Source organism: Neptuniibacter sp. QD34_54, assembly GCF_047778055.1.
Taxonomy (GTDB): Bacteria; Pseudomonadota; Gammaproteobacteria; order Pseudomonadales; family Balneatricaceae; genus Neptuniibacter.
Genome location: NZ_CP180546.1, coordinates 1994421 through 2016422, shown reverse-complemented (window position 1 = coordinate 2016422; position 22002 = coordinate 1994421). Strand labels below are relative to the sequence as shown.

General features: G+C 44.4%; 25 protein-coding genes. 12 read left to right on the top strand and 13 right to left on the bottom strand.

All coding sequences use genetic code 11. The features are described 5' to 3' along the window. A complete protein-coding gene (locus ACMXYP_RS09150; protein ID WP_415881331.1) occupies nt 1-909 on the top strand; it encodes a substrate-binding domain-containing protein in 909 nt (302 codons plus the stop codon). Here the strand turns inward: ACMXYP_RS09150 and ACMXYP_RS09145 are convergent. Together ACMXYP_RS09145 and ACMXYP_RS09140 are read right to left on the bottom strand one after the other, a co-directional pair. Further along, on the bottom strand, nt 906-3032 hold the full coding sequence (locus ACMXYP_RS09145) for a cache domain-containing protein (protein ID WP_415881330.1): 2127 nt from the start codon (nt 3030-3032) through the stop codon (nt 906-908). The two genes, ACMXYP_RS09150 and ACMXYP_RS09145, sit on opposite strands and share 4 nt — an antisense overlap. Then, on the bottom strand, nt 3029-4414 hold the full coding sequence (locus ACMXYP_RS09140; RefSeq protein ID WP_415881329.1) for a sigma-54-dependent transcriptional regulator: 1386 nt from the start codon (nt 4412-4414) through the stop codon (nt 3029-3031). Before ACMXYP_RS09140 ends, ACMXYP_RS09145 begins: the two co-directional genes overlap by 4 nt. 357 nt (nt 4415-4771) lie before the next feature. Here ACMXYP_RS09140 and ACMXYP_RS09135 point away from each other — a divergent pair, with 357 nt between their 5' ends. The 6 genes from ACMXYP_RS09135 (at nt 4772) to ACMXYP_RS09110 (ending at nt 9768) form a co-directional block, all read left to right on the top strand. Next, nucleotides 4772-5599 carry a substrate-binding domain-containing protein gene (locus ACMXYP_RS09135; RefSeq protein ID WP_415881328.1) on the top strand — a complete coding sequence of 276 codons (828 nt, stop codon included), beginning with the start codon at nt 4772-4774 and terminating at the stop codon, nt 5597-5599. 77 nt (nt 5600-5676) lie between these two features. Then, nucleotides 5677-6378 carry an ABC transporter permease gene (locus ACMXYP_RS09130; RefSeq protein ID WP_415881326.1) on the top strand — a complete coding sequence of 234 codons (702 nt, stop codon included), beginning with the start codon at nt 5677-5679 and terminating at the stop codon, nt 6376-6378. 21 nt (nt 6379-6399) lie between these two features. Beyond that, nucleotides 6400-7077, top strand: a complete 678-nt coding sequence (locus ACMXYP_RS09125) for an energy-coupling factor ABC transporter ATP-binding protein (RefSeq protein ID WP_415881325.1) — start codon at nt 6400-6402, stop codon at nt 7075-7077. Beyond that, nucleotides 7070-8155, top strand: a complete 1086-nt coding sequence (gene mobA / locus ACMXYP_RS09120) for a molybdenum cofactor guanylyltransferase MobA (protein WP_415881324.1) — start codon at nt 7070-7072, stop codon at nt 8153-8155. The genes ACMXYP_RS09125 and mobA overlap by 8 nt, the downstream gene beginning before the upstream one ends. An 11-nt stretch (nt 8156-8166) precedes the next feature. Then, nucleotides 8167-9417, top strand: coding sequence for a bifunctional molybdopterin-guanine dinucleotide biosynthesis adaptor protein MobB/molybdopterin molybdotransferase MoeA (locus ACMXYP_RS09115; protein WP_415881323.1), 1251 nt, complete (start codon nt 8167-8169; stop codon nt 9415-9417). Between the two features lie 156 nt (nt 9418-9573). After that, the gene (locus ACMXYP_RS09110) at nt 9574-9768 is read left to right on the top strand and encodes a hypothetical protein (RefSeq protein WP_415881322.1); all 195 of its coding nucleotides are present in this window, start codon (nt 9574-9576) and stop codon (nt 9766-9768) included. A 61-nt stretch (nt 9769-9829) separates the two neighbouring features. Here ACMXYP_RS09110 and ACMXYP_RS09105 read toward each other — a convergent pair whose 3' ends face one another. After that, nucleotides 9830-11077 (bottom strand): DEAD/DEAH box helicase, encoded by a 1248-nt coding sequence (locus ACMXYP_RS09105; protein WP_415881321.1) that lies wholly within the window; start codon nt 11075-11077, stop codon nt 9830-9832. A 180-nt stretch (nt 11078-11257) separates the two neighbouring features. Here ACMXYP_RS09105 and ACMXYP_RS09100 point away from each other — a divergent pair, with 180 nt between their 5' ends. Further along, on the top strand, nt 11258-11584 hold the full coding sequence (locus ACMXYP_RS09100) for a hypothetical protein (protein ID WP_415881320.1): 327 nt from the start codon (nt 11258-11260) through the stop codon (nt 11582-11584). Nucleotides 11585-11672: 88 nt separating this feature from the next. Next, nucleotides 11673-12440, top strand: coding sequence for a hypothetical protein (locus ACMXYP_RS09095; RefSeq protein ID WP_415881319.1), 768 nt, complete (start codon nt 11673-11675; stop codon nt 12438-12440). Nucleotides 12441-12460: 20 nt separating this feature from the next. Here ACMXYP_RS09095 and ACMXYP_RS09090 read toward each other — a convergent pair whose 3' ends face one another. The 6 genes from ACMXYP_RS09090 to purB form a co-directional block, all read right to left on the bottom strand. Further along, nucleotides 12461-12802: a hypothetical protein gene (locus ACMXYP_RS09090; protein WP_415881318.1), complete on the bottom strand. Its 342-nt coding sequence runs from the start codon at nt 12800-12802 to the stop codon at nt 12461-12463. 122 nt (nt 12803-12924) lie between these two features. Continuing rightward, a complete protein-coding gene (locus ACMXYP_RS09085) occupies nt 12925-14076 on the bottom strand; it encodes a JmjC domain-containing protein (protein WP_415881317.1) in 1152 nt (383 codons plus the stop codon). Next, complete coding sequence (locus tag ACMXYP_RS09080) at nt 14076-14324, bottom strand: hypothetical protein (protein WP_415881316.1); 249 nt, start codon at nt 14322-14324, stop codon at nt 14076-14078. The genes ACMXYP_RS09085 and ACMXYP_RS09080 overlap by 1 nt, the downstream gene beginning before the upstream one ends. Before the next feature lie 32 nt (nt 14325-14356). After that, the gene (locus ACMXYP_RS09075; protein WP_415881315.1) at nt 14357-15082 is read right to left on the bottom strand and encodes an RNA methyltransferase; all 726 of its coding nucleotides are present in this window, start codon (nt 15080-15082) and stop codon (nt 14357-14359) included. Between the two features lie 12 nt (nt 15083-15094). Then, nucleotides 15095-15931 (bottom strand): alpha/beta fold hydrolase, encoded by an 837-nt coding sequence (locus ACMXYP_RS09070; protein WP_415881314.1) that lies wholly within the window; start codon nt 15929-15931, stop codon nt 15095-15097. Between the two features lie 72 nt (nt 15932-16003). After that, nucleotides 16004-17368, bottom strand: coding sequence for an adenylosuccinate lyase (purB, locus tag ACMXYP_RS09065; protein WP_415881313.1), 1365 nt, complete (start codon nt 17366-17368; stop codon nt 16004-16006). Between the two features lie 161 nt (nt 17369-17529). Here purB and ACMXYP_RS09060 point away from each other — a divergent pair, with 161 nt between their 5' ends. Next, nucleotides 17530-17742 (top strand): hypothetical protein, encoded by a 213-nt coding sequence (locus tag ACMXYP_RS09060; protein WP_415881312.1) that lies wholly within the window; start codon nt 17530-17532, stop codon nt 17740-17742. Nucleotides 17743-17834: 92 nt separating this feature from the next. Here ACMXYP_RS09060 and hflD read toward each other — a convergent pair whose 3' ends face one another. Genes hflD through ACMXYP_RS09045 form a run of 3 tightly spaced genes read right to left on the bottom strand, consistent with a single transcriptional unit; the run spans nt 17835 to nt 20081 of the window. Then, the gene (gene hflD, locus ACMXYP_RS09055) at nt 17835-18506 is read right to left on the bottom strand and encodes a high frequency lysogenization protein HflD (protein WP_415881311.1); all 672 of its coding nucleotides are present in this window, start codon (nt 18504-18506) and stop codon (nt 17835-17837) included. Nucleotides 18507-18515: 9 nt separating this feature from the next. Continuing rightward, nucleotides 18516-19619: a tRNA 2-thiouridine(34) synthase MnmA gene (gene mnmA / locus ACMXYP_RS09050; RefSeq protein ID WP_415881310.1), complete on the bottom strand. Its 1104-nt coding sequence runs from the start codon at nt 19617-19619 to the stop codon at nt 18516-18518. Between the two features lie 12 nt (nt 19620-19631). Continuing rightward, complete coding sequence (locus ACMXYP_RS09045) at nt 19632-20081, bottom strand: NUDIX hydrolase (protein ID WP_415881309.1); 450 nt, start codon at nt 20079-20081, stop codon at nt 19632-19634. 168 nt (nt 20082-20249) lie between these two features. On the opposite strand from ACMXYP_RS09045, the gene moaE reads away from it, so the two are divergent. Both moaE and ACMXYP_RS09035 read left to right on the top strand, forming a co-directional pair. Then, entirely contained in the window at nt 20250-20708 is a 459-nt protein-coding gene (gene moaE / locus ACMXYP_RS09040; protein ID WP_415881308.1) for a molybdopterin synthase catalytic subunit MoaE, read from the top strand. 26 nt (nt 20709-20734) lie between these two features. Next, nucleotides 20735-21043, top strand: a complete 309-nt coding sequence (locus ACMXYP_RS09035) for an NIPSNAP family protein (RefSeq protein WP_415881307.1) — start codon at nt 20735-20737, stop codon at nt 21041-21043. A 12-nt stretch (nt 21044-21055) separates the two neighbouring features. Here the strand turns inward: ACMXYP_RS09035 and ACMXYP_RS09030 are convergent, their stop codons facing one another. Beyond that, on the bottom strand, nt 21056-21949 hold the full coding sequence (locus ACMXYP_RS09030; protein WP_415881306.1) for a LysR family transcriptional regulator ArgP: 894 nt from the start codon (nt 21947-21949) through the stop codon (nt 21056-21058). Nucleotides 21950-22002 lie beyond the last annotated feature (53 nt).

The following is a 22002-nucleotide window of genomic DNA, read 5'->3' as shown; positions in this document are numbered from 1 at the left end:
ATGAGTGATATGTCTCAAGCGTTTATGAATGTTAAGCAGCTGGCTGATTATTTGCACCTGAACGAGAAGAAAGTGTATGCAATGGCTGCTGAGGGTGAGATTCCTGCAACTAAACTGACTGGTAAATGGTTGTTTCCCAAGTCACTGGTAGATCGCTGGTTATTGGAGAGCTGCCATAGTGGCATGATGGCCGATCGATTGTTGCTATCTGGTAGTGATGATCCTTTATTGCAGGCAGCAGCTAATAGATTGACGCAACATCTCAGAACTAAAGCGTTATTCAGTTATACGGTAACGGGTACAAAGCTTGGTTTAGAGCTTCTTGCCCAGGGGCATGCTGATGCCTGTGCGATTCATTGGGGGCGCGCCGAAGAAAGCGATGTCCGACATCCTGCGCTGTTACAACAGTTCTCGCAATCTAAGCATTGGATTTTGGTTCATTTGTTTAACCGCAGCCAAGGTTTGATTATGCGACCGATGGACCTCGAGCGCTTACAAGACCCCAATGAGGCGCTGGATTACAGTACTCGCTGGGTTACACGTCAAGAAGGTGCTGGCTCGCAGCGCTTTTTGAATGAGTGGCTGGCTGGACATGCTTTCCCGCAGGATCAGCTGACTGTAGGCAGTGTTGCATTCTCTGAGCGAGAAGTTGCTTCTTTAATTGCAAAGGGTGAAGCTGACATAGGTCCAGGTACATTGAGTGCGGCAAGAGAGTTTGGGCTTGGCTTTATCCCAGTGTGCGATGAAAGCTTTGACTTAGTTGTTCCGCGGAATGTCTATTTCCGTAACTTACTGCAAAACCTATTCGAATTCCTTCAGAGTCCAGAGGGACTGTCCTTGGCTCAGCGCCTTCAAGGTTATGATTTAAGTCGATGCGGTCGCCTCATTTGGAGTTCAGATCCAGGCTAAGCGTTCATAGCGCGCCTATTGGTCCTTTCCGCGGCTGCAAGGCCATCCAGAATGCCTTCGACACCGCCATCCCCCGTGGGGTTGGCGGTTTTTAGTAGATAAACTTTGAACATGGTTCCAAGCTCTTCTTTAGAGCGGACGGTAATGTCGCCACCATGCCGGCGAATGATGCCGTAACTTACAGATAAACCAAGTCCTGTACCGCTTTTCTTAGTCGTAAAGAATGGATCAAATATACGTTCTAGATGTTCTTCGGAAATGCCTTTCCCCTGATCTATAACACTAATTGTTGCGCCTTTAACCTCTCCATCCTCAATCCAATCATCAGTTTGAATAGTGACTACACCTGGGCCTTCTAGTGCGTGGGAGGCGTTGAGTATTAGGTTAACCAGCACTTGCTGTACTTGCTGGCAGTTAACTTCAATAGGACAGGTTGCATGATAATTTCGCTCAACGACCACTTGCTGTTTCTCAAGCGCATGGGAAACTAGCTGCAAAGTATCGTCGCTAATACTGTTTAACTGTAAATGTTCGTATTGCTCTAAGTACTGACCGGGTCGACTGTACTGCAGCAGGTTGTTGATCAAGGATCTTATCCTATATACCTGCTCAATAACCATGTCTACTTCATCCTGAGCTGGTTTAACGGCATCACCGAGCTCTGCGACCAATAGATCCATATTTCCAAGGATTACCGCTGCTGGGTTATTAATTTCGTGAGCAATACCTGCAGTAAGCTCACCCAATACAGCCAGCTTTTCTTTATCAAGAAGCTGCTTTCGGGTGCTTTTTAGTAGCTTGATATGCTGCTTGAGCGCATCCGTACGGTTTTTTAATGAGCGAGTTCTTTTTTCAACTGTAATCTCTAGCTGATCATTGGCTTGTCTGATCTGTTTCTCGCGCTCTTCAATTAGATCAAGCATGACATCAAACTGTTCGGCTAGCTCAACTAATTCATCGGCTGCTTCAAGTTGCCCGATACGATGGTCGGTTTCGCCGTTACGAATATCCGTTACCACTTTGTGGATTTTATTAAGTGGGCGGATAATAAGTTGAGTCTTTTTGAAAACAAGGACGGCAGAGACCAGCATGATCAAGGCGATAAGAGAGGCGGATTCTATTAGTGTCTTGTAATAAATCTTGGTAAAGGGGGCCTCTGTAAAACCAGCATAGATCATCCCGATTTTCTTGTTGTTGAAATCAAGTAGTGGCTTATAAGCAGAGATGTACCAATCGTTGACTACGAAGGCTCTATTTATCCATGTGTCACCTTTGCGTAAAACTTCTTTCCTAACTTCCGCTGATACCCGTGTTCCGATTGCTCGTTGCTTTAACGTCAGAGGGGTAGAGGATTTGAATGATTCCCTTTCTTGGGGAACATTGGTGCTGATTCGAACGTCATCGAGAAAAAGGGTAACAGTTCCAATTCCGCCTTCTGGTAAGGTGCCGTCTCCGTAAACCAGATCTCGAATGGTATCTACGGCATCGGTGGTATTGTTGAGAATGGTGCCTGAATCTAAAACGCCGATTAACTGTCCAAAATCATCTGTGATTGGCACGAGTGCGCGAAGCACCATGGAGCGGTCTTCAACGGTTCTATTGCTTGGGATGGCGCGGGGGGTGTCTATTAAATTGATGTGCCCTTTATCGCCTAATCCCATATTGATTTGATCAAGTTCGTCTTTATGTATTACTGCTAACCCGGTTAAATTTTCTTTTAATAACAGGCGTTTAGAGAGGTTTTGTAGTGAGGGTTCTTGGGTGGCGTTTAGCTCTTGTGCATCAATGAATCGCAAGAAGTCTAAGGAGCGACTTTGGCGAATTTCGTGTAGCTGCCCTTGAAGGGCGTGACGGTTATTTTGCTGAAGGTTGGTTCTGAATTCGTAGCTATTACCAAGTTGCATCAAAATATTTTGATGCTCTTGTTGCATAAAATTAAGGGTTCCACTGGCTACAGAAAGGTCGGCACTAACCTTCATATAAAGTTGGCGGTCGGTATAGCTGGTCGTCCAATAGGCCGCCATAATGGCAAAGCCTATTGCAGTTAACAGCAATGGTAGCAGAGTGAGTAATAGAAGTTTGTGTCTTAAGGTGCTGCTGAAATTATACCAACTGGATTTCATGCAGAGATCTCATCAACCGTTTCGTCCTGTTGAGCCCAAGCGGCCAATTTGCGATCTAGAGTTTTTCTGGATACGCCAAGCTCTCGGGCAGTGGAGGACTTGTTGCCAGAATGTTGTTCTAGGGTTAGCAGTATATGGTGCTTTTCAACCTCGTCTAATGACCAGCCTGCAAAACTGCCACAAGCTTTAGGTTCGCTGCTATCTTGCTCTTTGAAGTAATCAGCGGGGAGCTTGCCTAATAAGATGCAGCGTTCAATTAGGTTTTTTAGTTCTCGAATATTGCCTGACCAGTTGTAAGCCTGCATGGCTTTAAGGTCATCATGAGTAAACGGGATAGGTGATAGGCCGAGTTCACGCGACAGCTTTACTGAAAAATGATGGATCAGATCTGGAAGGTCTTCACGGCGATCACGTAACGGTGGCAGGGTGATGCTGAGTACGTTCAAGCGGTAATACAGATCTTCGCGGAAGCGGTTCTCTGCTACTTCTTCTTTTAATTGGCGGTTGGTTGCAGCAATGATGCGTACATCAACGCTTGTTTCTTGCTCGCTCCCTACAGGTCTAACGGCTTTTTGTTCTAGAGCGCGCAAAAGTTTAGCCTGCATAAGCAGTGGGATTTCACCAACTTCGTCAAGAAAGAGAGTGCCGCCGCTAGCAAAATTAAATAGACCTTCACGAGCTTTGTTTGCGCCAGTGAAAGCGCCTTTGGTGTGTCCAAAAAGCTCGGCTTCCAAAAGATCAGGCGCAATAGCGCCGCAGTTAACCGGTACGAATGGGCCGCTTCGATTGCTTAGCTGGTGCAGCATGCGTGCTGCTAGTTCTTTACCTGTACCTGTTTCGCCTTCAATTAGTACTGCTGAAGGGGTGTTGGCTACACGGTGGATGACGTCTAGTACTTGTTTAATCGCTGGTCCAGTTCCGATCATATCGGTCATAGGGAAAGCGTTATCAACTTCACGACGTAAGACGAAATTTGCTCTTTCCATAGCACGTTTGTCGAGGCAGCGATCAACTGCATTCATCATTTGTTCAAGGCGGAATGGCTTGAGTATAAAATCAGAAGCGCCAGCTCTGAGAGCCTGTATAGCAGTATCCAGATCAGCGTAGGCGGTCATGAATATGATATCACTGCTTCGGTTGGTATCTTCGAAGGCTTCATGCCATTCCATACCAGATCGGCCGGGCAGCTTAATATCAACGATTAAGAGATCAAAGTGGCAGCGTTTTCTGAGTTCTTCAGCTTCTTCAACACTACCTGCGATTTCTACTAAGGCGAAGCGTTTTGCGAGAGCTTTTTGTAGGAAGCTTCTCATGCCAACTTCGTCATCAACAACCAATACTGATACTGCGGGAGTTTGCGTGCCTTGCAGAGGTGAATTCATTTCAACTCAAATCTCTAAAAATGACCGTGACGGTAATGTCTGGGAAAGGGATCCAATTCTATTGGACAATTTGACTCAGTCAATGTTTTGTGTGGTCATTATGACTCATAAACCTGAAAAGAGTGATAAGACTATTGTTTCATTTTTTCTCAGTTAGCCTAAAAGTTGCTGAATTATTAATCAAAATGACCTATTTTGGTGCGAAAAATAACGTCTTAAAGTCTAAAAGTTAAGCTGCTCTATATCATTGGCATTTAAATTGCTCTCTAGGGTGTCAGGCACGCTAAAACTGCCTGCACAGGGTGTGTGTGGCGCGTGTATTGGATAAATCATAATTATTAAATAAGGAATGAAGAGATGAAAAAGTGGATCGCGGCAGCCCTCTCCACAACTATTTTGGCGGCAACTTCAGTTACAGCGGTTGCTGAAGAACAAATTATCCGTCTTGCAACGACAACGAGTACGTATAATTCTGGTTTGTTAGACAAGTTGTTACCTGTATTCGAAAAGCAGCATGACGCTAAAGTACAAGTAATTGCTGTCGGCACAGGTAAGGCGTTGCGTATGGGTGTGGCAGGTGATGTTGATGTGGTTATGACTCACGCTCCTAAAGCCGAGCAGAAATTCGTAGATGGCGGTTTTGGTGTAAGCCCTAAAAGCGTTATGTATAACGATTTTGTAATCGTTGGCCCAGCAGCTGATCCAGCAAAAATTAAAGATTCTAATAATGTTGCAGATGCTTTAGCGTCCATCGCAAAAGTTAATGCAGATTTTATCTCTCGTGGTGACGACTCAGGAACACACAAAAAAGAGCTTTCTCTATGGGCAGCAACTTCTCAAGGAAAAGAGTTTGCTAACTATAAAGAAGTAGGTCAGGGCATGGGTAAAGTGCTTCAGATCGCTGATGAGCTTAATGGTTATACAATGACTGACCGTGGCACTTGGTTAGCTTATGAAGACCGCCTACAGCTGAAGCTTTTGGTTCAGGGTGACAAGCGTTTATTCAACCCGTACCAGATCATTCAGGTTAACCCAAAACTACACAGTGGGTTAAATGTAAAAGGCGCTGAACAGCTTTCTAACTGGTTCGTATCTTCAGAAGGTCAAAAGATGATCAATGATTTCCGTATCAAAGGTAAAGCTTTGTTTCATGGTTCTGCACAAGCAGAAGTAGCGACTAAGTAAACAATTATTTAGTATGTTGCCTGTGAATGCTAACTGATTGCTTTCACAGGCTCTTTTTCCTGATGTAGTAGTAAATAATGCAAGATAATCTGTTAGATACGTCGATGTTGGCTCTGCAGTTGTTGTTTAGTTTTGATGCAGATCTTTGGAATATTATTGGCGTTTCTTTTCGAGTTTCAATTACAGCAATCGCGATTGCCACTGTGCCCGCTATTTTAGTGGGTTTTTTATTGGCGATGTGTGATTTTAAAGGGCGTTCAATTGTTATTGCCTTTTTCAATGCCCTAATGGCAGTGCCTACCGTGGTGGTAGGTCTGACTCTATATCTTATGTTGTCCCGTAGTGGGCCATTTGGGGATCTTCATCTGTTGTTTACCCAACCTGCCATGATTATTGGTCAGGTTATGCTCGCATTTCCGCTTTTGGTTTGCATGAGCCATTCTGCTTTTCAAGCCGTTGATAGAAGGGCTTGGGAAACTGCGCGAACATTAGGTGCAGGTTACACTTTTTCAATTATCACGATTATGCGTGAAGCAAGATTCGCTTTGCTTGCTGTCGTGGTAGCAGGTTTTGGTCGAATTATCTCAGAAGTTGGCTGTTCGATGATGGTCGGTGGCAACATTATGGGTTATACGCGAAACATACCTACAGCGATTGCGCTGGAAACGAGTAAAGGGATGTTCGCACAGGGCGTGGCGCTTGGTTTGGTCTTGTTGGTGCTGGCTCTTTTTTTGAATTTCACCTTGGCATCAGTGCGAGGCAAAGGTCAGGCCGTTTAACGGCTTGATTGTGAGGATGTAATGAGTATCGAATTAAATGCTAGCAATCTGGTAAAGCGTTTTGACCAACGAGAGCTATTTAATATTGATAAATTGACGTTGAAAGAAGGTGAAAGCTTTCACCTGAGTGGTGATAACGGTGCCGGTAAAACAACGTTGATGAAAATCTTGGCAGGCTTAGATAAGCCTTGTGAAGGTACGGTTACGGTAACGCCGAATAAACGCAGCTTTCTGAATACCAAATTGCACCCTAAGGTCGTTTATCTGCATCAAACACCGTATATCTTTGCTGGCACTGTAAAAGACAATATTGCTTATGGCTTACGTCTTCGAGGGGAATCCAGACAAAAGATTAAAACACTTGTTGATAAAGGATTGGCTTGGTCTCGCCTAGAGACGTTGGCTGAACAACAAGCACATTCTTTATCTGGTGGTGAAAAGCAACGTTTGGCGCTTGCTCGTGCGTGGGTTTTAAATCCAGGTTTACTGTTTCTGGACGAGCCAACGGCTAATCTAGATCGGAAATCGGTAGAAACCGTTGCTGAATTAGTTAAAGAGATGGTTGATGGCGGTACGACTGTAATGGTCTCCAGTCATCAAAGTAATTGCGTGACAGCGCTTTGTCAGCGCAACTTATTGTTAGAAAATGGTTCTATAAAAGAAACAGCTCAATTAAATGAGGCTAATCAATATGCATAATCCTGATCAAGTAACTGCCGTCATTCTTGCTGGTGGTATGGCTCGCCGAATGGGGGGCGTAGATAAAGGCTGGATGGAGCTAAATGGTAAGCCACTAATTAAGCATGTTTTAGACGTTATTCAGCCTCAAGTAGCTCGTTGCATGATCAATGCAAATCGGAGTATGGATGCTTATGGCACATTGGGTTTGCCGGTTATTTCTGATCTTGAAGGTGATTTCCAAGGGCCGCTTATGGGTATTGCGACCGGTCTTCATCATGCTGCCACTGATTGGGTATTGTTTGCGCCATGTGATGGGCCGTTTCTGCCTCCAGTCCTAGTGCGTCGCATGTTGCTTCAAGCGCGAGAACAAAAGGCAGAAATCGCTGTTGCAACTGATGGCAAGCGAATGCAGCCGGTTGTTGCTCTTATTCATCGAGATCTACTTGGAAGTGTCCAGAAAGCGTTAGCTTCTGGCGAACGTAAGATCGACCGTTGGTATGCTCAGCATAACTACACGGAAGTCGATTTCTCTGATTTTCCTGAAGCTTTCACCAATGTAAACCGTCGCGATGATCTCGATGATCTTCAACAGATGCCAAAACTACTTGGCTTTGCAGCTTGGAGTGGTACAGGCAAAACTACATTATTGAAAAAGCTGATTCCAGCTCTAAAAGAAGATGGTATTCGGGTTGGTGTCATCAAGCATGCTCACCATAAATTCGATGTTGATCATCCTGGTAAAGATAGTTACGAGCTTAGAAAAGCAGGTGCTGATCAGATGCTGATTAGCTCAGGTAAGCGTTGGGCGTTAATGGTTGAGCAGGATCAGGGTGATCGTCCATCTCTAAACCATATGTTAAGTCGTATGGATCACTCTCTTTTAGATCTGGTCTTGGTAGAGGGCTTTAAGCAGGAGTCTTTTCCAAAGATCGAATTGCACCGTAAAGAGATCAATAAAGGCCTCATGTATCTTGAAGATGAAAACATAATTGCGGTGGCTTCGGATGAACCATTACAATTACATCGAGAGCTACCCTTGTTTAACATTAATGACACAGACGAAATTCTGCGTTTTATTAAAGAGTACATCAGCTAGGTAATTGATTGATGAGCGAAGTGTTAAGTTGTTTTGATCCGGCTGCTAATCCGGGTGGTATGTTACCTGTTGCTGAAAGTATTCAGACCATACTCAATCAAATTGATGTTCAAAGCAGCACCGAAACTGTAGCTGTCACGGAGGCGATAAATCGCATTTTGGCGGTGGATTTAGTTTCTGGCATTAATGTTCCTCAACAACGAAACTCAGCAATGGACGGTTATGCTGTTGCAGCTGATTGTGTATCTGGTGAACCCTTAGATGTCATTGGTCGTGTGTTTGCGGGTGAGGCTTTCTCTGGTGAGGTTGGTTTTAATCAGGCAGTAGAAATCATGACGGGTGCGCCTGTTCCTCAAGGGGCTGACAGCGTCATTATAAAAGAAGCATGTGCGCGAGAGGGTGAGCAATTAACTTTCGTGGGGCCGGTTAAAAAAGGACAAAATGTCCGCGAGGCGGGTGAAGACATCGCTGAAGGGGAAACGGCTCTTAAGGCGGGTTGTCTTTTACGTCCTCAAGAGTTGGGTTTAATTGCTTCGCTGGGTCATACCGAAGTAACAGTTTATCGATCTTTAAAGGTCGCCATCTTTTCTACGGGTGATGAAGTTACAGCACAAGGTCAACCGCTACCCGAAAACTGCATTTACGATACAAATCGCTTTTCTCTTAGTGGGCTTTTGAAGCGTTTAGGTTGCGAGGTGATTGATTATGGCATCATCGAAGATTCGCAGCAGGTAATGGAAGAGGCCTTACGTAGGGCATCCGATGAAGCTGATATGGTGATCTCTTCTGGTGGAGTCTCTATGGGGCAGGCTGATTTTATTAAAGATGCGTTGGCTGCTGTAGGTGAAATCAATTTTTGGCGAATAGCGATGCGCCCTGGTCGTCCGCTAGCCTTTGGCAAGTTGGGCAATACTCCGTTTTTCGGACTACCGGGTAATCCTGTTGCGGTGATGGTAACGTTTACTCAGTTTGTTCAGCCTGCGCTGCGTAAAATGGCGGGGGAGATAAATTGGCAGCCACGACGTATGGTGGCAATTGCTGAGACTTCGCTTCGATCTAGGCCGGGAAGGACTGATTACAGTCGTGGTGTTTATTCAATTAATGACAATGGCGAATTGGTTGTTAGGTCTATAGGCAGTCAAGGCTCTGGCATTTTAACCTCTATGGTTTCTGCCAATTGTTTAATCGAGATCTCTGATGAGTTTGCAGGTATCGATGCAGGGCAAAAGGTCATTATTCATCCATTCTCAGATCTTATCTAAAGAATAATTCGATTTTAAAAAAAGGGCTGCTTAAGGCCCTTTTTTTGTACCTTAATTTGTCATATCGCTTTCATTGTTTAGTCACAAAAATAAGGTTTCATTAACTAACTTAATCAAGCCCGTAACGGGTTGTTAGTAATGAATTAGGACTGATAGATGAGTAGCAAACTTCGATTGGCTAATTTGCCATTAGAGCAGGATGAAATGGAAGAAGACTATATGGATGGTCAATATGCGGATCATCAGCGTAGGAAGGTAGCGAAAGGAAAACGCAAAAAGCAGGGCTCTGATAATTATATGGAACAGCGCTCTTTAAAGCGTGATTTCGATATGAATATGCCGAGTTTCTAAGTTGTTTGCATAAAAAAGGAGCTTATATAAGCTCCTTTTTTATTGGATTTAGCATATTTGGCTAGCGCTTTTTCTTTGCAGAAGACTTGCGGCCAATAACTTGGGTGCGCGTTGCTTTATTGTGCTTCTTCTTAGGGCCTTTCTTGTGAATGCGCTTTCTCAGACCTTCACGACTGCCCACCTCGTAGCCTTTGCGGAATATGCGTTTAATTGGTGTGCCAATAAGGCGCTCAATACTGTCTAATGCGCTTTCTTCCTCTCGGCTTACAAAAGATATAGCCTTGCCTTGTGTCCCTGCACGACCCGTGCGTCCTACGCGATGAACATAGTCTTCAGCTAGATAAGGAAGATTATAATTTACAACGTGCTCTAATCCTTGAATATCTAAGCCGCGAGCGGCAACTTCGGTTGCAACCAGTACTTGGATTTTACCCGCTTTAAAGTCTGCAACAGCTCGGCGGCGAGCGCCTTGGCTCTTATCTCCATGGCAAATAACAGCTTCAATACCGTCAACTTTAAGGTCAAGCATCAGCTCGTTAGCTTGTGCCTTGGTGCTGGTGAATACTAATACTTGGAACCAGTTTTCTTCCTGTATAAGCTCCGCAAAAAGATCTGCTTTACGCTTCTCTTCTACCGGGTAGACAACATGATCGACTGTGTCTGCAATTGAGTTCTGTCTCGCTGCTTTGATTTGCTCAGGCTTCTTCTGAATTTTTCTGGACAGTTTATGAACAGCATCAGATAGAGTGGCAGAGAAGAGCAGGGTTTGCTTTGAAGACGGTGTTGCTTCTAGGATAGTCAGTACATCCGTAACAAAGCCCATGTCTAGCATGCGGTCGGCTTCATCGAGTACAGCAAATTCAGTTTTGCTTAGATCGACATTGCTGCCGCTAAGGTGTTCGATTAAGCGGCCTGGTGTGGCAATCAGTACGTCTGCACCGTGACGTAATTTCTTCTTCTGGGTGTCTAGGTTAACGCCACCATAAACGGCTAAAACACGAAGATTCAGGTGTTTATTATAGCGGCCAATCGTTTCTGCAAGCTGTTGTGCTAGTTCGCGGGTAGGCGTCAGGATAATTGAGCGAATCTGACGCTCTGCTAAGTCGCGCGGATTATCGGAAATTTTCTGCAGAATTGGGATGGAAAAGGCTGCTGTTTTACCTGTACCTGTTTGGGCATTGGCAAGCAGATCTTTGCCGCGGCGGCCGGGCACAATTGCTTGCTCTTGAATTGGGGTCATGTCTGTATAGCCGCATTCATCCAGAGCTTGTTGTAACTCAGGTGATAGGTCTAGCGATGAAAATTTCATATTGCCCCTCAAGAGACTTGCAAAAAGCGGCAATTATAAAGCAATTCAATCTAATTAGTCATAGTCGTGTGACACAGATCATACTATGTTAAGTACTAAAGTAGGCAAACGCTTGTTTGATGAATTATAGTAGACTCATAAACAAGGTAGTGCTTATAACTGATTGAATAGAGAAGAGAAATGGCGTTCGAAGATAGTAAAAAACTGACAGTAATCTTCCGTATCGAACCTGGGTGTTTAGGTCCTGAAGGGTTGAGTCATGTTGATAAATTTTGCATTCAAGCAGGTTTAAAATTACAAAGATCCGCGCCAGCTTATATCACATGGCAGGTTGAGCCGCGTCATGATAAAACACTCCCTGAAATTGATTATGCCATACTTGGTAGGGCGTTAAGCCGTGATCATGCTAAGCGTTACTTAAGTCACTTCGATCAACAGATCGATAGTTTCGAAATGGAAGCTTTTGATGAGCTTCCAGATATTATTGATCAGTATTTTGGTCGCTAATACCTAACTTTCCTTTCGCTAATCTTTTAGATCTGCTTGCTATACTTAAGCTCATTAGGGTTCGCCCTTGAAGAGTTTGGGTATATGCATGCGTTCCTATCTTTTTCTTATTTCTTGTCTTCTGTTACCTAATACCAGTTTCGCAGAGAAGCAGGTTATCAATATCGCAGCCATTGATTGGTGCCCGCAGATCTGCCCTGAAGCTGACGACCCCGGCTACATTATCGACTTGGTTAATCAGATCTACAGTGATACGCAGTATGAATTAGATATTCGTATTTATCCTTGGAGCCGAGCTTTATCTATGACTCAACAGGGGCGAGTTCATGCTGTTCTATCTCCAGCTAAGCCTGAGGCCCCAGATCTTCTTTACCCGATTAATGAAGTGGGTACACAGCGCATGTGCTTTTTTACTGATAGAGAAAAGCAGTGGCAGTACGAGAACATCCATAGCCTGAAGAACAGACAGTTTGGTTTATCTACAGACACATCTATTGAAGAATTAAATGATTACGCGTTACTTCATCCTGAGCAGTTTCAATACCTTCCATATAATGAACGACACATAGTCCAGCAAGCTAAAAAAGTGCTACTTAATCGGATTCATGCTTTCTTGTTTACCTACAACAGCACTGTTTATACGTTAAAAAACGCGGGTAAGTGGGATAAGTTTAAAAGTGCAGGTTGTGTACAAGAGGCCAAAATTTATATGGCATTTTCACCGCAAATTAATATGCAAGATGATATTAAGAAAATGATGGAAGTCTTCGATGATAAAATGGCCATCCTAAAGCGGGGAAATGGTATTTCGCAGGTGATGGGTAATTACGGTTTGGATGATTGGAGAGCTAAATAGGTTTACCATCGAAACTGAGCTTAGTAATCAAAAGGTGAGATTTCACCAGAATAATCGAGCTTATTCCCGCAATGATTGCAGTAAGGGGCGCTAGCTTTTTGCTCGCTGTTACAAACTTTGCAAGTGACTTTGATAGAATCCCGCTTTGCTCGATGGTCTATTACATTTGCCATCTTATCTTTTAAGTCTGCGCTACACTCAATATTGCTTTCTTGAACAATATTCCATAGAGATTCTGTAATTAGTGATAGTGTTTCTAGCTTTAGTTCTAAGGCGTTAATTCGGGCTGAATTGATCTCAGATTCAAGCGTGGGACTAGATTCTAGTGTTTTTTCGACAGTAGCTTGATCTTGGTCGGTCATAACAATGCCTTGGTCGGCTAAGCGTAATTTGCGGATTGGGTAAGTGTAATCGCTTGTTGTGATTAGCGATAGGGAAAGATATAGCTCTTTAAACGGTTTTAAAGAGCTATAGATTTGCTTACCTATTCTTCGTCTAGAAAATAGATGGAACCTTGAAGAAGCAGTGCCTTCAATAGTTGTAGATTTTCTTCAGTGGGTTCTATCTGTTCGTGATAAAGATTGGCACAAAGGCTTTCCGCTAGAGTTACTTGTCCTTCAGAGCATGCGCAGCCTTTGCCATCAACGAACAAAATAAAATGATCGTCTAGTCGGTTAAAAGCAAAGCGTGATCCCTCACTACGGCAAAGCGGTATACCTGCTAGTAATAACTCGGCGATCTCTTCCTCGTCCATTTCACAGACTTGATCAGCGCCGTGCTCTGGATTCTTTGGTTCAGTCATAAACTGACCAAACCAGTGAGTCAGCAGTTCAGGGCTGTCGATGTATTCTTTCAGCGCCGACTTGACACGCTCTAATGCTTGATCGGTGATTTCGCCGGGGTTTGCTTGTAGAGCAAGATCTGAATCTCTATAGCGGTCTTCTGCTTTAGTAATATCAGACAGATAATCGGTAAAGCCAGACATCATCTCTTGATGAGAAGGTGCTCTGAAGCCCACAGAGTAGGTCATACAATCATCGCCAATAGCAAAGCCGTTATGACCAACCCGAGGTGGTACATAAAGCATATCACCAGGCTGAAGATCCCATACATGCTCTGGTTCCCATTCAGGCAGAATCATTACTGGAACGTCTGGGCGACGTGGTGAATCTTCACCATAGATGCCGCCCACTTCCCAGCGTCGAGTCCCTGAAGCTTGGATAAGAAAGACATCATAATTATCGTAATGTGGACCTACGCCACCGCCGTCAGCTGCATAGCTGATCATAAGATCATCTAGTCGCCAATTTGGTACAAAGCGGAAGTGCTCGAGTAGCTCGTTTGCTTCAGGGATCCAGTGATCGACTGATTGCACGAGCAGGGTCCAGTGCGAGTCGGGAAGTTCAGCGAACGTTTCTTCCTGCAGAGGACCATGCTTTAAAGACCAATCTTTACCGTCCGGTGACTGTATTATTAGACGCGATTCTACGTCTTCCTCTAGTGCCATGCCGGCTAACTCGTCAGCCGTAACAGGGGGCTCAAAATTAGAGAAAGCGTTACGAATCAGTAAAGGCTTCTTCTGCCAGTATTCAGCTAAAAATGTTTCAATGCTGATGTCACCAAACGGAGATTTCACTAGTCAATTAACTCCATAAGCTGTTCGATTGCTTCTTCCATTTCAGCGTAAACTTTACGCTTGTCACGATTGGCTAGAGCAGCAAGCTTGTTGTTACCCACTTTCTTGATGCCTTTCTGCAGAGTTGTAGCGCATTCGCGGATGCCAGCAGCGTTATAACCAACTGTTTTGGACTCTTGGTGCATCTTTTCGATGTTGTCGCGAAGCTCGTCAGCCTGTTTTAGTAGTGCTTGTAAATTCTCTTCCATCTTTTGGCCTGTCGTAGTTTGTATATTTTTAGTTATTTTTTTAGTTTTTCGACCGTTTCTTCAATTGAGGTCAGGATGCCACGAAGCATATTCAGCTCAGTTTTTTCAGGACGTGAGCGGTTGAAGTAACGGTGTAATTTTTCCAGTACTTTACCCTCATGCTGAGGGATGATGAAATCGGTCAAACGTAGCACTTTCTCTAAGTGCTCGTAGAATAGAGCCATCTCTTTATGGCGAGGGTATTCGCTTTCAATATCGTCATAGCTTTTGTTTTCCGCTGCCATAAATATCTCGTAGCAAAGAAGCTGGATTGCTTGAGATACGTTGAGCACTGGATACTCTGGGTTAGCAGGGATGTAAACATGGTAGTTACATTGCGCTAATTCATGGTTATGAAGGCCCATAGTTTCACGACCAAATACGATAGCCACTTCACCTGATTTAGCTTCAGCCACTACACGTTCAGCGCCTTTGCGTGCATCCAGAAGGGGGCGGTCGAAGGTACGTTTAGTACGCGCACTGGTGCCAATCACTAGCTGGCAATCGCCAATCGCTTCTTCAAGTGTGTTAACAACGATGGCGCTATCTAATAGATCTTTTGCGCCAGCAGCGCGAGAATCAGCTTCTGCGCTTGGGTAATCTTCTGGTTCAACCAGATAGAGTTTGCTTAGCCCCATGTTTTTCATAGCGCGTGCAGCTGCGCCGATATTGCCGGGGTGGAATGTATTGATCAGTACAACTCGAACGTTAGATAACATTTTTAATGGTTCTCACAATGAATCTATAAAACGATTCAGATCATAAATGAATCGCTCTTTATGCCATAAATGCGGAGAGTGGTCCGATTGCTCATAAATATGCAATTCTGAACCCTCGATACTTTTATTAACCCACTGTTGTAGCTCAGCGCTATAGAACTGGCTTTCATCGCCGTAGATCAGCAGGGTAGGTAGTTTAATGCTAGATACAACGTCACGGTAATCTTGCTGGGTAATGCTATCCCAGCAGCGGGTTAGCAGATCGCCAGGCTGCTTCTGCAGATATTTACGCATCTGCTGGAAGCCACGAGAGTTTTGCTCGTAATTTTCTCTGGAACGTTGATTTTTACCAAAGGCAATCAGCTCAAGTACTGCCTCAGCGAAATTTTCGGTCAGGCGGTGAATGAAGGCGCTGTTGGATGCTTGCGAGAAATCACTGTATACGCCGTGTTGCCATTCATCATCGGTAATTAGCTTTGGTGATTGGTCGACAATGCAAAGCCCGCGGAGGCGCTTATCACCATGTCGACGTAAGTACTCCCAAGAAGTCAGTGCCCCCATAGAGTGTCCAATGAGGACAGCATCTTCTATCTTAAGGTGCTCGAGCATAGCTTCGAGGTCGTCAGCCATCGCAGGTAAGCTAATATCCCTTTCTTTGTGATAAAAGTGAGCACCATGCCCGCGAGCGTCCCAGCTTACCACACGGTGGTTTTCTGCTAGCTCAGAAGCGAAGGGGAGCCATTCCCGAACACTCGCCGTCCAGCCGTGAAGAAAAACTAAGGTGGTTTCACCTTCACCGAGAGATATGTAATGGATCTCAGTGCCGTCTGGTCGTGTGAAGTGTTCCATGGGGTTAATCTGTGCCTTATATAAAAAACGGGGCTATAGCCCCGTTTCATAAAACTGATTAATTAGATCAGCTTAGATCTTTTTAGCTTGATCAACAGCGTTACCGATGTAGCTATGAGGAGTCAGTTCTTTAAGTGACTGCTTAGCTTCTTCTGGCATGTCCAAAGTATCAACAAACGCTAGGATTGTTTCTTTGCTCATGTCCTGGCCACGAGTCAGCGCTTTTAGCTTCTCGTAAGGCTCTTCGATAGCGTAACGACGCATTACTGTTTGGATAGGTTCTGCTAGAACTTCCCAAGCATTTTCTAGATCTTCGTTTAGCTGAGCTGGGTTAAGCTCAAGCTTGCTGATACCTTTCAGGCTAGACTGATAAGCGATCAAGCTGTAACCGAAACCAACGCCCATGTTACGTAGAACAGTAGAGTCAGTTAGGTCGCGCTGCCAGCGAGAAATCGGTAGTTTCTGCGCTAGGTGGCTCATGATTGCGTTCGCAATGCCCAAGTTACCTTCGGAGTTTTCGAAGTCAATTGGGTTAACTTTATGCGGCATAGTAGAGGAGCCAACTTCACCAGCAATAGTTTTCTGCTTGAAGTATGCCTGAGAGATGTAACCCCATACGTCACGATCGAAGTCGATTAGGATCGTGTTGAAACGAGCAACTGCATCGAAAAGCTCAGCAATGTAGTCGTGTGGCTCGATCTGAGTTGTGTATGGGTTAAAAGATAGGCCAAGGCTCTCAACGAAGTCTTTAGCGTTCTGTTCCCAGTCGATGTCAGCGTAAGCAGATAGGTGAGCGTTGTAGTTACCAACCGCACCGTTGATCTTACCTAGAAGCTCAACATTCTGAAGCTGTTTTATCTGACGCTGCATACGGTAAGCAACATTAGCCATCTCTTTACCAACAGTTGTTGGAGAGGCAGTCTGACCGTGAGTACGTGAAAGCATTGGTTGCTCAGCAAATTCACGACCCATCTTAGCGATTTCGTCAGTTACTTGCTGCATCTGTGGAACTACAACATCAAGACCGTTTTTCAGCATAAGTGCGTGAGAAAGGTTGTTAATGTCTTCAGATGTGCAGGCAAAGTGAACAAATTCATTGATCGCCATTAGCTCAGCGTTATCTTTGAATTTGTCTTTAATGAAGTACTCAACCGCTTTTACATCGTGGTTAGTAGTACGTTCGATCGTTTTAACAGCCTGAGCGTCTTCAGGACCGAAGTTGTCAACGATCGAGTTCAGCAGAGCATCAGCTTCAGAGCTTAACGCTGGAACTTCAGTGATTTGTGGATGCGCAGCTAGTTTTTGTAACCAACGAACTTCAACTTCAACGCGGAAGCGAATCAGGCCATATTCACTAAAAACATCACGCAGGTCAGCTGTTTTGCTGCCATAGCGGCCATCAACCGGAGAAACGGCTGTCAGTGCAGAAAGCTCCATGAATCGATCTCTACCTTTTAGGTTAAAAAGAAGGCGCGCATTATACCTGAGTCGAGTGACTTTTCGTAGGGGTATATGGATAAAGGGCGGCCCAAGTTCTAAGCTTAAACTGTCGCTACACAATATAGCTAAATTTAGCTGAAATTGAGGAGGGTAGTTATATGACTATGTCTGTTACCGGCTCCTTTGGGTCCAGCGACCAAACCAAACTGGTATTTGATGACCTGATGGCTAATGGAGTGCCAAGAGAGCAAGTATTTATAGATAAAAGCTGCAATATGGTCAAAGTATTGATAGCTGACGCTGCTGAGAGTGATATTGAAGCTATGCTTCGTAGTCACGACGCAAATGAGTTATCGGTTCGTCACGCGTAACTTTGTAATCGATACATAAAATAGATGGGTAAATAAAAAAACCGGATGCTTTAACGAGCTATCCGGTTTTTTTATCTAAATATCGTTACCTCTTATGAGGTTCCCATAATCTTTTTAAGGGAAGGGCGTAGGCGAGATTTGAAGAACAATAACTGCCAGCGTTTGCCGCCTTTCTGACGCCATAGCATTGCACTACGAATACCGGCTAAAAGTAGCGCACGTATTTTTGCTGCGTTTTCACTGTTTTGTAGGTGGCGGGGATCGCCCGTCACTTGAATTCGGAAGCTAAAGCTACTGATCGTATCTTGGTAAAGGCTTGCAATATTTGCGATTACATTTGGATGGCAGTAACTGCTCGCAGTTGGCTCACTGTCTGGCTGATCAGAATTAAAGTAGCGAGCTTGCTCAGATACCTGAGCTAAACGTTGCGCTACTTTGTTTAGCATCTCTGGATCGCTACTAAGCTTGCGCTCAAGGTGCATCATGCTTAGTGCGTAGCGAATCACATCTTTGTTATGTTCTGCTCGCGGCTTATCAATCAGATCTCTTAGGTTTTGCAGGCCTAAGTGTAGATTGAAAGGTAGGTCGTTAGCGCCGCCATAGATCTCTTCAGTCGATGCAGGGTTTAACTGCATGATGCTATAGACCGATGTTTCTAAGCTGTCTTGAGCAACCATGCCTCTCGTTGCAATTTGTTCAACGAGAGCGGCTGCTTGAAATAAACCAGCTAGGCCCAGCGCTTGTTCGTCATGCTGTCGTGACATTGGGGCCTCCTAGTCGTCTTTGCCTGTATGTTCGATAACACCGCCGCCCAAGCAGATATCTTCGGCGTAGATAACCACGGATTGGCCCGGTGTGATGGCGCGCTGTGGTTCTGCAAAGCGGATTAGGTAACCACTGTCACCGTGACGTTCGATCGTGCATTCTTGATCAGTCTGACGGTAACGTACTTTGGCTGTGCAGCTATATGGCAATGCAGGCTCTTCATCATTGATCCAGAAGATTTCATCGGCTGTAAGCCAATCGGTAAATAACAGATCATTCTGTTTGCCTTGAACGGCGACCAAAACGTTACGATCCAGATCTTTACCTGCTACAAACCATGGCTCTTCTGGGTAATCTTTAAGACCGCCGATCTGAAGCCCTTGGCGCTGACCAATGGTGTAATACATCAAGCCAGAGTGTTTACCAATCACATCACCTTTAGGTGTTTCGATTTTGCCAGGCTGGGCCGGTAAGTACTGCTTGAGGAAGTCGCTAAATCTGCGCTCACCAATAAAGCAGATTCCGGTACTGTCTTTCTTGTTGTGAGTGATTAGGTCATGCTCTTCAGCAAGTTTACGAACTTCGGGTTTTTCCAGTTCGCCAACAGGGAAGAGGGTCTTTTCAATTTCAACCTGACCTACTTGATGCAAGAAGTAGCTCTGGTCTTTATTTTTATCTAGCCCTTTTAACAGACGCGTTTTGCCGTCGCGATCACCGCGGCGAACATAATGGCCGGTTGCGATGTAATCAGCACCAAGTTCGATTGCATACTCAAGGAATGCTTTAAACTTGATTTCACGGTTACACAAAATATCAGGGTTAGGTGTACGGCCTGCTTTGTATTCCTCTAGGAAATGCTCAAATACATTATCCCAGTACTCGGCAGCAAAGTTTGCTGTGTGTAGATGAATGCCAAGCTTGTCACAAACTGCTTGGGCATCAGCTAGATCTTCTTTGGCGGTACAGTATTCAGTGCCATCATCCTCGTCCCAGTTTTTCATGAACAGGCCTTCGACTTGATAGCCTTGTTGCATTAACAGTAATGCTGAAACGGATGAATCTACGCCGCCGGACATGCCGACGATCACTTTGGTATTGCTGTGATCAGTCATGTGTTTATTCAGTTAATTGCTATATTCGTGTATCAGATCTAAAGGGTATTGCTTACCAGCTAGGTAATCATCAATACATTTCAAAACCATTGGGCTACGCAGTTTGTCTGTGTGAGCAACAATCTCATCGCGTGTCATCCAAACAGCGCGAATGATACCTTCATCGAGTTCACGCTCTGGTTCGTGCTTAATCGCTTCGGCATAGAAGCAGGCACGATGATAGGTTGTATTGTTATTACCGGATTTATAGACGTAAAACCCCGTTAAATATTTAGGACTTACGTGCCATGCAGACTCTTCTAATGTTTCTCTGCATGCGGCTTCTATAAAGGTTTCGCCTTCTTCAATATGGCCCGCAGGCTGATTGAAAACTATTTCACCTGAAGATCTTTCTTCTACCAAAAGGAACTTGCCTTCCATTTCTACGATGACAGCAACTGTTGCGTGTGGATGCCAATCCATCATATTCCTCGGTAATTACTCCAATATTTATTGGATAGATGACTCAAAAATTAGTTCGACACAATACCATCAAACCAGTGTTTTTAATAGGTTATAAGCCTATTGAGCATTGCTTCTTTAATAGCTTTTGGTGGTATGATTTCAATATCAATTTAGAGAGGGATTACCATGGCAACAACTCAAGTGATTGTCGCTACAGACAATTTTGATATTGGCGCACTGTCAGAAAGTGTAAGAGCTGATGATGCGACTAGTGGGGCCATAGTCACTTTTACTGGAATCGTTCGCGAATTAGAGATAGCTGATAATCAGCTCGATGCTCTTTTTCTTGAGCATTACCCAGGTATGACCGAGAAAGCGCTTGAGAAGATTGCTACGCAGGCACGTGAACGCTGGGAGCTTGGCAACATCGTAATTTATCATCGTGTTGGACGCTTAGACCTTAACGAGAATATCGTTTTTGTCGGTGTCGGTAGTGCCCATCGCGTAAATGCATTTGAAGCGGCTCAATTCATCATGGATTACCTAAAGAAAGATGCGCCTTTCTGGAAGAAAGAGATCTCCAATGAGGGCGAGCACTGGGTAGAGCAAAAAGAGAGCGATCTAAAAGCCGCTGATTCTTGGTAACTACAGCAAAAAATGGGGATACGTGGATGGTAACTTGTTACTTGCGCTATGTGATCGATCCGGACAAAGTTGCTGAGTTCGAGCACTATGCAAAACTATGGATTCCGCTGGTTGATAAGTTTGGTGGTCAACATCATGGTTATTTCCTACCGTCTGAAGGGGCTAACAACATCGCACTAGCATTGTTCAGCTTTCCTAGTCTCGCAGCTTATGAACAATACCGGATAGATTCCTTTAAAGACTCTGAATGCATGGCTGCATTTGATTATGCAAAGCAGACCAAATGCATTCAGAGTTATGAGCGCAGCTTCTTTAAGCCTGTGTTTGGTGAATAAGGTTTAATCTTTTCACATAGGAAGAAGGTCTTGCTCCGCTTGCTTTCTTAACCTCTGTGTTAATCTTTGAAATAGTCCCGATTTAAGGCTCCAGATATGCCAATAAAGTGGGACTTCGATAAACCTTCCAGGGGTCATATCAACTACTTTCCCTGAAGCCTGTATCTCTGCACTTTGCTGATCGGGCACCATGCCACAAGCGTGGCCGCGAATGATGATATTGAAAAACGATTCAGTAGATGGGATACGGTGTTTCGGATATTCGTTGGGGCCAATCTTAAAATTGTCCTTTAGATATCTGTTCTGAAGCTCATCCTTATTGCTAAATTCAGCAACAGGCGCATTGTAAAAGCCTTCTGTGTTTATACCGTCAGGGAAATATTTATTGATGTAATCGGGGCTAGCAAGACAACGATAAATCATGACACCAAGTGGGATACAGCTGCAGCCTTGCATTGGTTTTGGATTAGAGCTGATGCACCCGATCACTTGACCTGTTTTAAGAAAGTGATGAGTCTGATCTTGATCGTCCAGTTTAAGATCTAGAAGGATTTTTTCGTCATCAAGCAGCGGCTTTACCGCGTCTAAAAACCAAGTAGCCAAGCTATCTGCGTTTAAGCCAATAGATATTTTCGTAAAACCATCCGATTGCTCAAGTGAGATCTGTTCCTGTAGTTCTGCTTGGAGCAGAGAGACTTGGTGGTAATGCTTCAGTAACAGCTGCCCAGCCGTTGTCGCTTGTATTGGCGTATTTCTGATTATCAGTGTTTGTCCAACGCTGTCCTCTAGCTGTTTTAAGCGCTGGGATACCGCTGATTGAGAGATATTGAGCTTCTCTGCGGCCTTATCAAAATTTCCTTCTTCGAGAATGGCTGCAAGTGCTTGGAGCTGTTTGTAATCGATCATTAGAAAAACTTATCAATCATTAGAATTATTAGTTTTACTGGCTAGTGAGATTC

What these genes read in the sequence shown, in the direction of transcription:
- ACMXYP_RS09045 (WP_415881309.1), bottom strand. Translation starts at nt 20,081, where the DNA reads ATGGATTGGCATCCACACGCAACAGTTGCTGTCATCGTAGAAATGGAA.
- ACMXYP_RS09075 (WP_415881315.1), bottom strand. Translation starts at nt 15,082, where the DNA reads ATGTTATCTAACGTTCGAGTTGTACTGATCAATACATTCCACCCCGGC.
- ACMXYP_RS09150 (WP_415881331.1), top strand. Translation starts at nt 1, where the DNA reads ATGAGTGATATGTCTCAAGCGTTTATGAATGTTAAGCAGCTGGCTGAT.
- mnmA (WP_415881310.1), bottom strand. Translation starts at nt 19,619, where the DNA reads ATGACTGATCACAGCAATACCAAAGTGATCGTCGGCATGTCCGGCGGC.
- ACMXYP_RS09090 (WP_415881318.1), bottom strand. Translation starts at nt 12,802, where the DNA reads ATGACCGACCAAGATCAAGCTACTGTCGAAAAAACACTAGAATCTAGT.
- purB (WP_415881313.1), bottom strand. Translation starts at nt 17,368, where the DNA reads ATGGAGCTTTCTGCACTGACAGCCGTTTCTCCGGTTGATGGCCGCTAT.
- ACMXYP_RS09145 (WP_415881330.1), bottom strand. Translation starts at nt 3,032, where the DNA reads ATGAAATCCAGTTGGTATAATTTCAGCAGCACCTTAAGACACAAACTT.
- ACMXYP_RS09130 (WP_415881326.1), top strand. Translation starts at nt 5,677, where the DNA reads ATGCAAGATAATCTGTTAGATACGTCGATGTTGGCTCTGCAGTTGTTG.
- ACMXYP_RS09135 (WP_415881328.1), top strand. Translation starts at nt 4,772, where the DNA reads ATGAAAAAGTGGATCGCGGCAGCCCTCTCCACAACTATTTTGGCGGCA.
- hflD (WP_415881311.1), bottom strand. Translation starts at nt 18,506, where the DNA reads ATGTCACGACAGCATGACGAACAAGCGCTGGGCCTAGCTGGTTTATTT.
- ACMXYP_RS09095 (WP_415881319.1), top strand. Translation starts at nt 11,673, where the DNA reads ATGCGTTCCTATCTTTTTCTTATTTCTTGTCTTCTGTTACCTAATACC.
- ACMXYP_RS09100 (WP_415881320.1), top strand. Translation starts at nt 11,258, where the DNA reads ATGGCGTTCGAAGATAGTAAAAAACTGACAGTAATCTTCCGTATCGAA.
- ACMXYP_RS09060 (WP_415881312.1), top strand. Translation starts at nt 17,530, where the DNA reads ATGACTATGTCTGTTACCGGCTCCTTTGGGTCCAGCGACCAAACCAAA.
- ACMXYP_RS09035 (WP_415881307.1), top strand. Translation starts at nt 20,735, where the DNA reads ATGGTAACTTGTTACTTGCGCTATGTGATCGATCCGGACAAAGTTGCT.
- ACMXYP_RS09140 (WP_415881329.1), bottom strand. Translation starts at nt 4,414, where the DNA reads ATGAATTCACCTCTGCAAGGCACGCAAACTCCCGCAGTATCAGTATTG.
- mobA (WP_415881324.1), top strand. Translation starts at nt 7,070, where the DNA reads ATGCATAATCCTGATCAAGTAACTGCCGTCATTCTTGCTGGTGGTATG.
- ACMXYP_RS09070 (WP_415881314.1), bottom strand. Translation starts at nt 15,931, where the DNA reads ATGGAACACTTCACACGACCAGACGGCACTGAGATCCATTACATATCT.
- ACMXYP_RS09110 (WP_415881322.1), top strand. Translation starts at nt 9,574, where the DNA reads ATGAGTAGCAAACTTCGATTGGCTAATTTGCCATTAGAGCAGGATGAA.
- moaE (WP_415881308.1), top strand. Translation starts at nt 20,250, where the DNA reads ATGGCAACAACTCAAGTGATTGTCGCTACAGACAATTTTGATATTGGC.
- ACMXYP_RS09080 (WP_415881316.1), bottom strand. Translation starts at nt 14,324, where the DNA reads ATGGAAGAGAATTTACAAGCACTACTAAAACAGGCTGACGAGCTTCGC.
- ACMXYP_RS09125 (WP_415881325.1), top strand. Translation starts at nt 6,400, where the DNA reads ATGAGTATCGAATTAAATGCTAGCAATCTGGTAAAGCGTTTTGACCAA.
- ACMXYP_RS09115 (WP_415881323.1), top strand. Translation starts at nt 8,167, where the DNA reads ATGAGCGAAGTGTTAAGTTGTTTTGATCCGGCTGCTAATCCGGGTGGT.
- ACMXYP_RS09030 (WP_415881306.1), bottom strand. Translation starts at nt 21,949, where the DNA reads ATGATCGATTACAAACAGCTCCAAGCACTTGCAGCCATTCTCGAAGAA.
- ACMXYP_RS09105 (WP_415881321.1), bottom strand. Translation starts at nt 11,077, where the DNA reads ATGAAATTTTCATCGCTAGACCTATCACCTGAGTTACAACAAGCTCTG.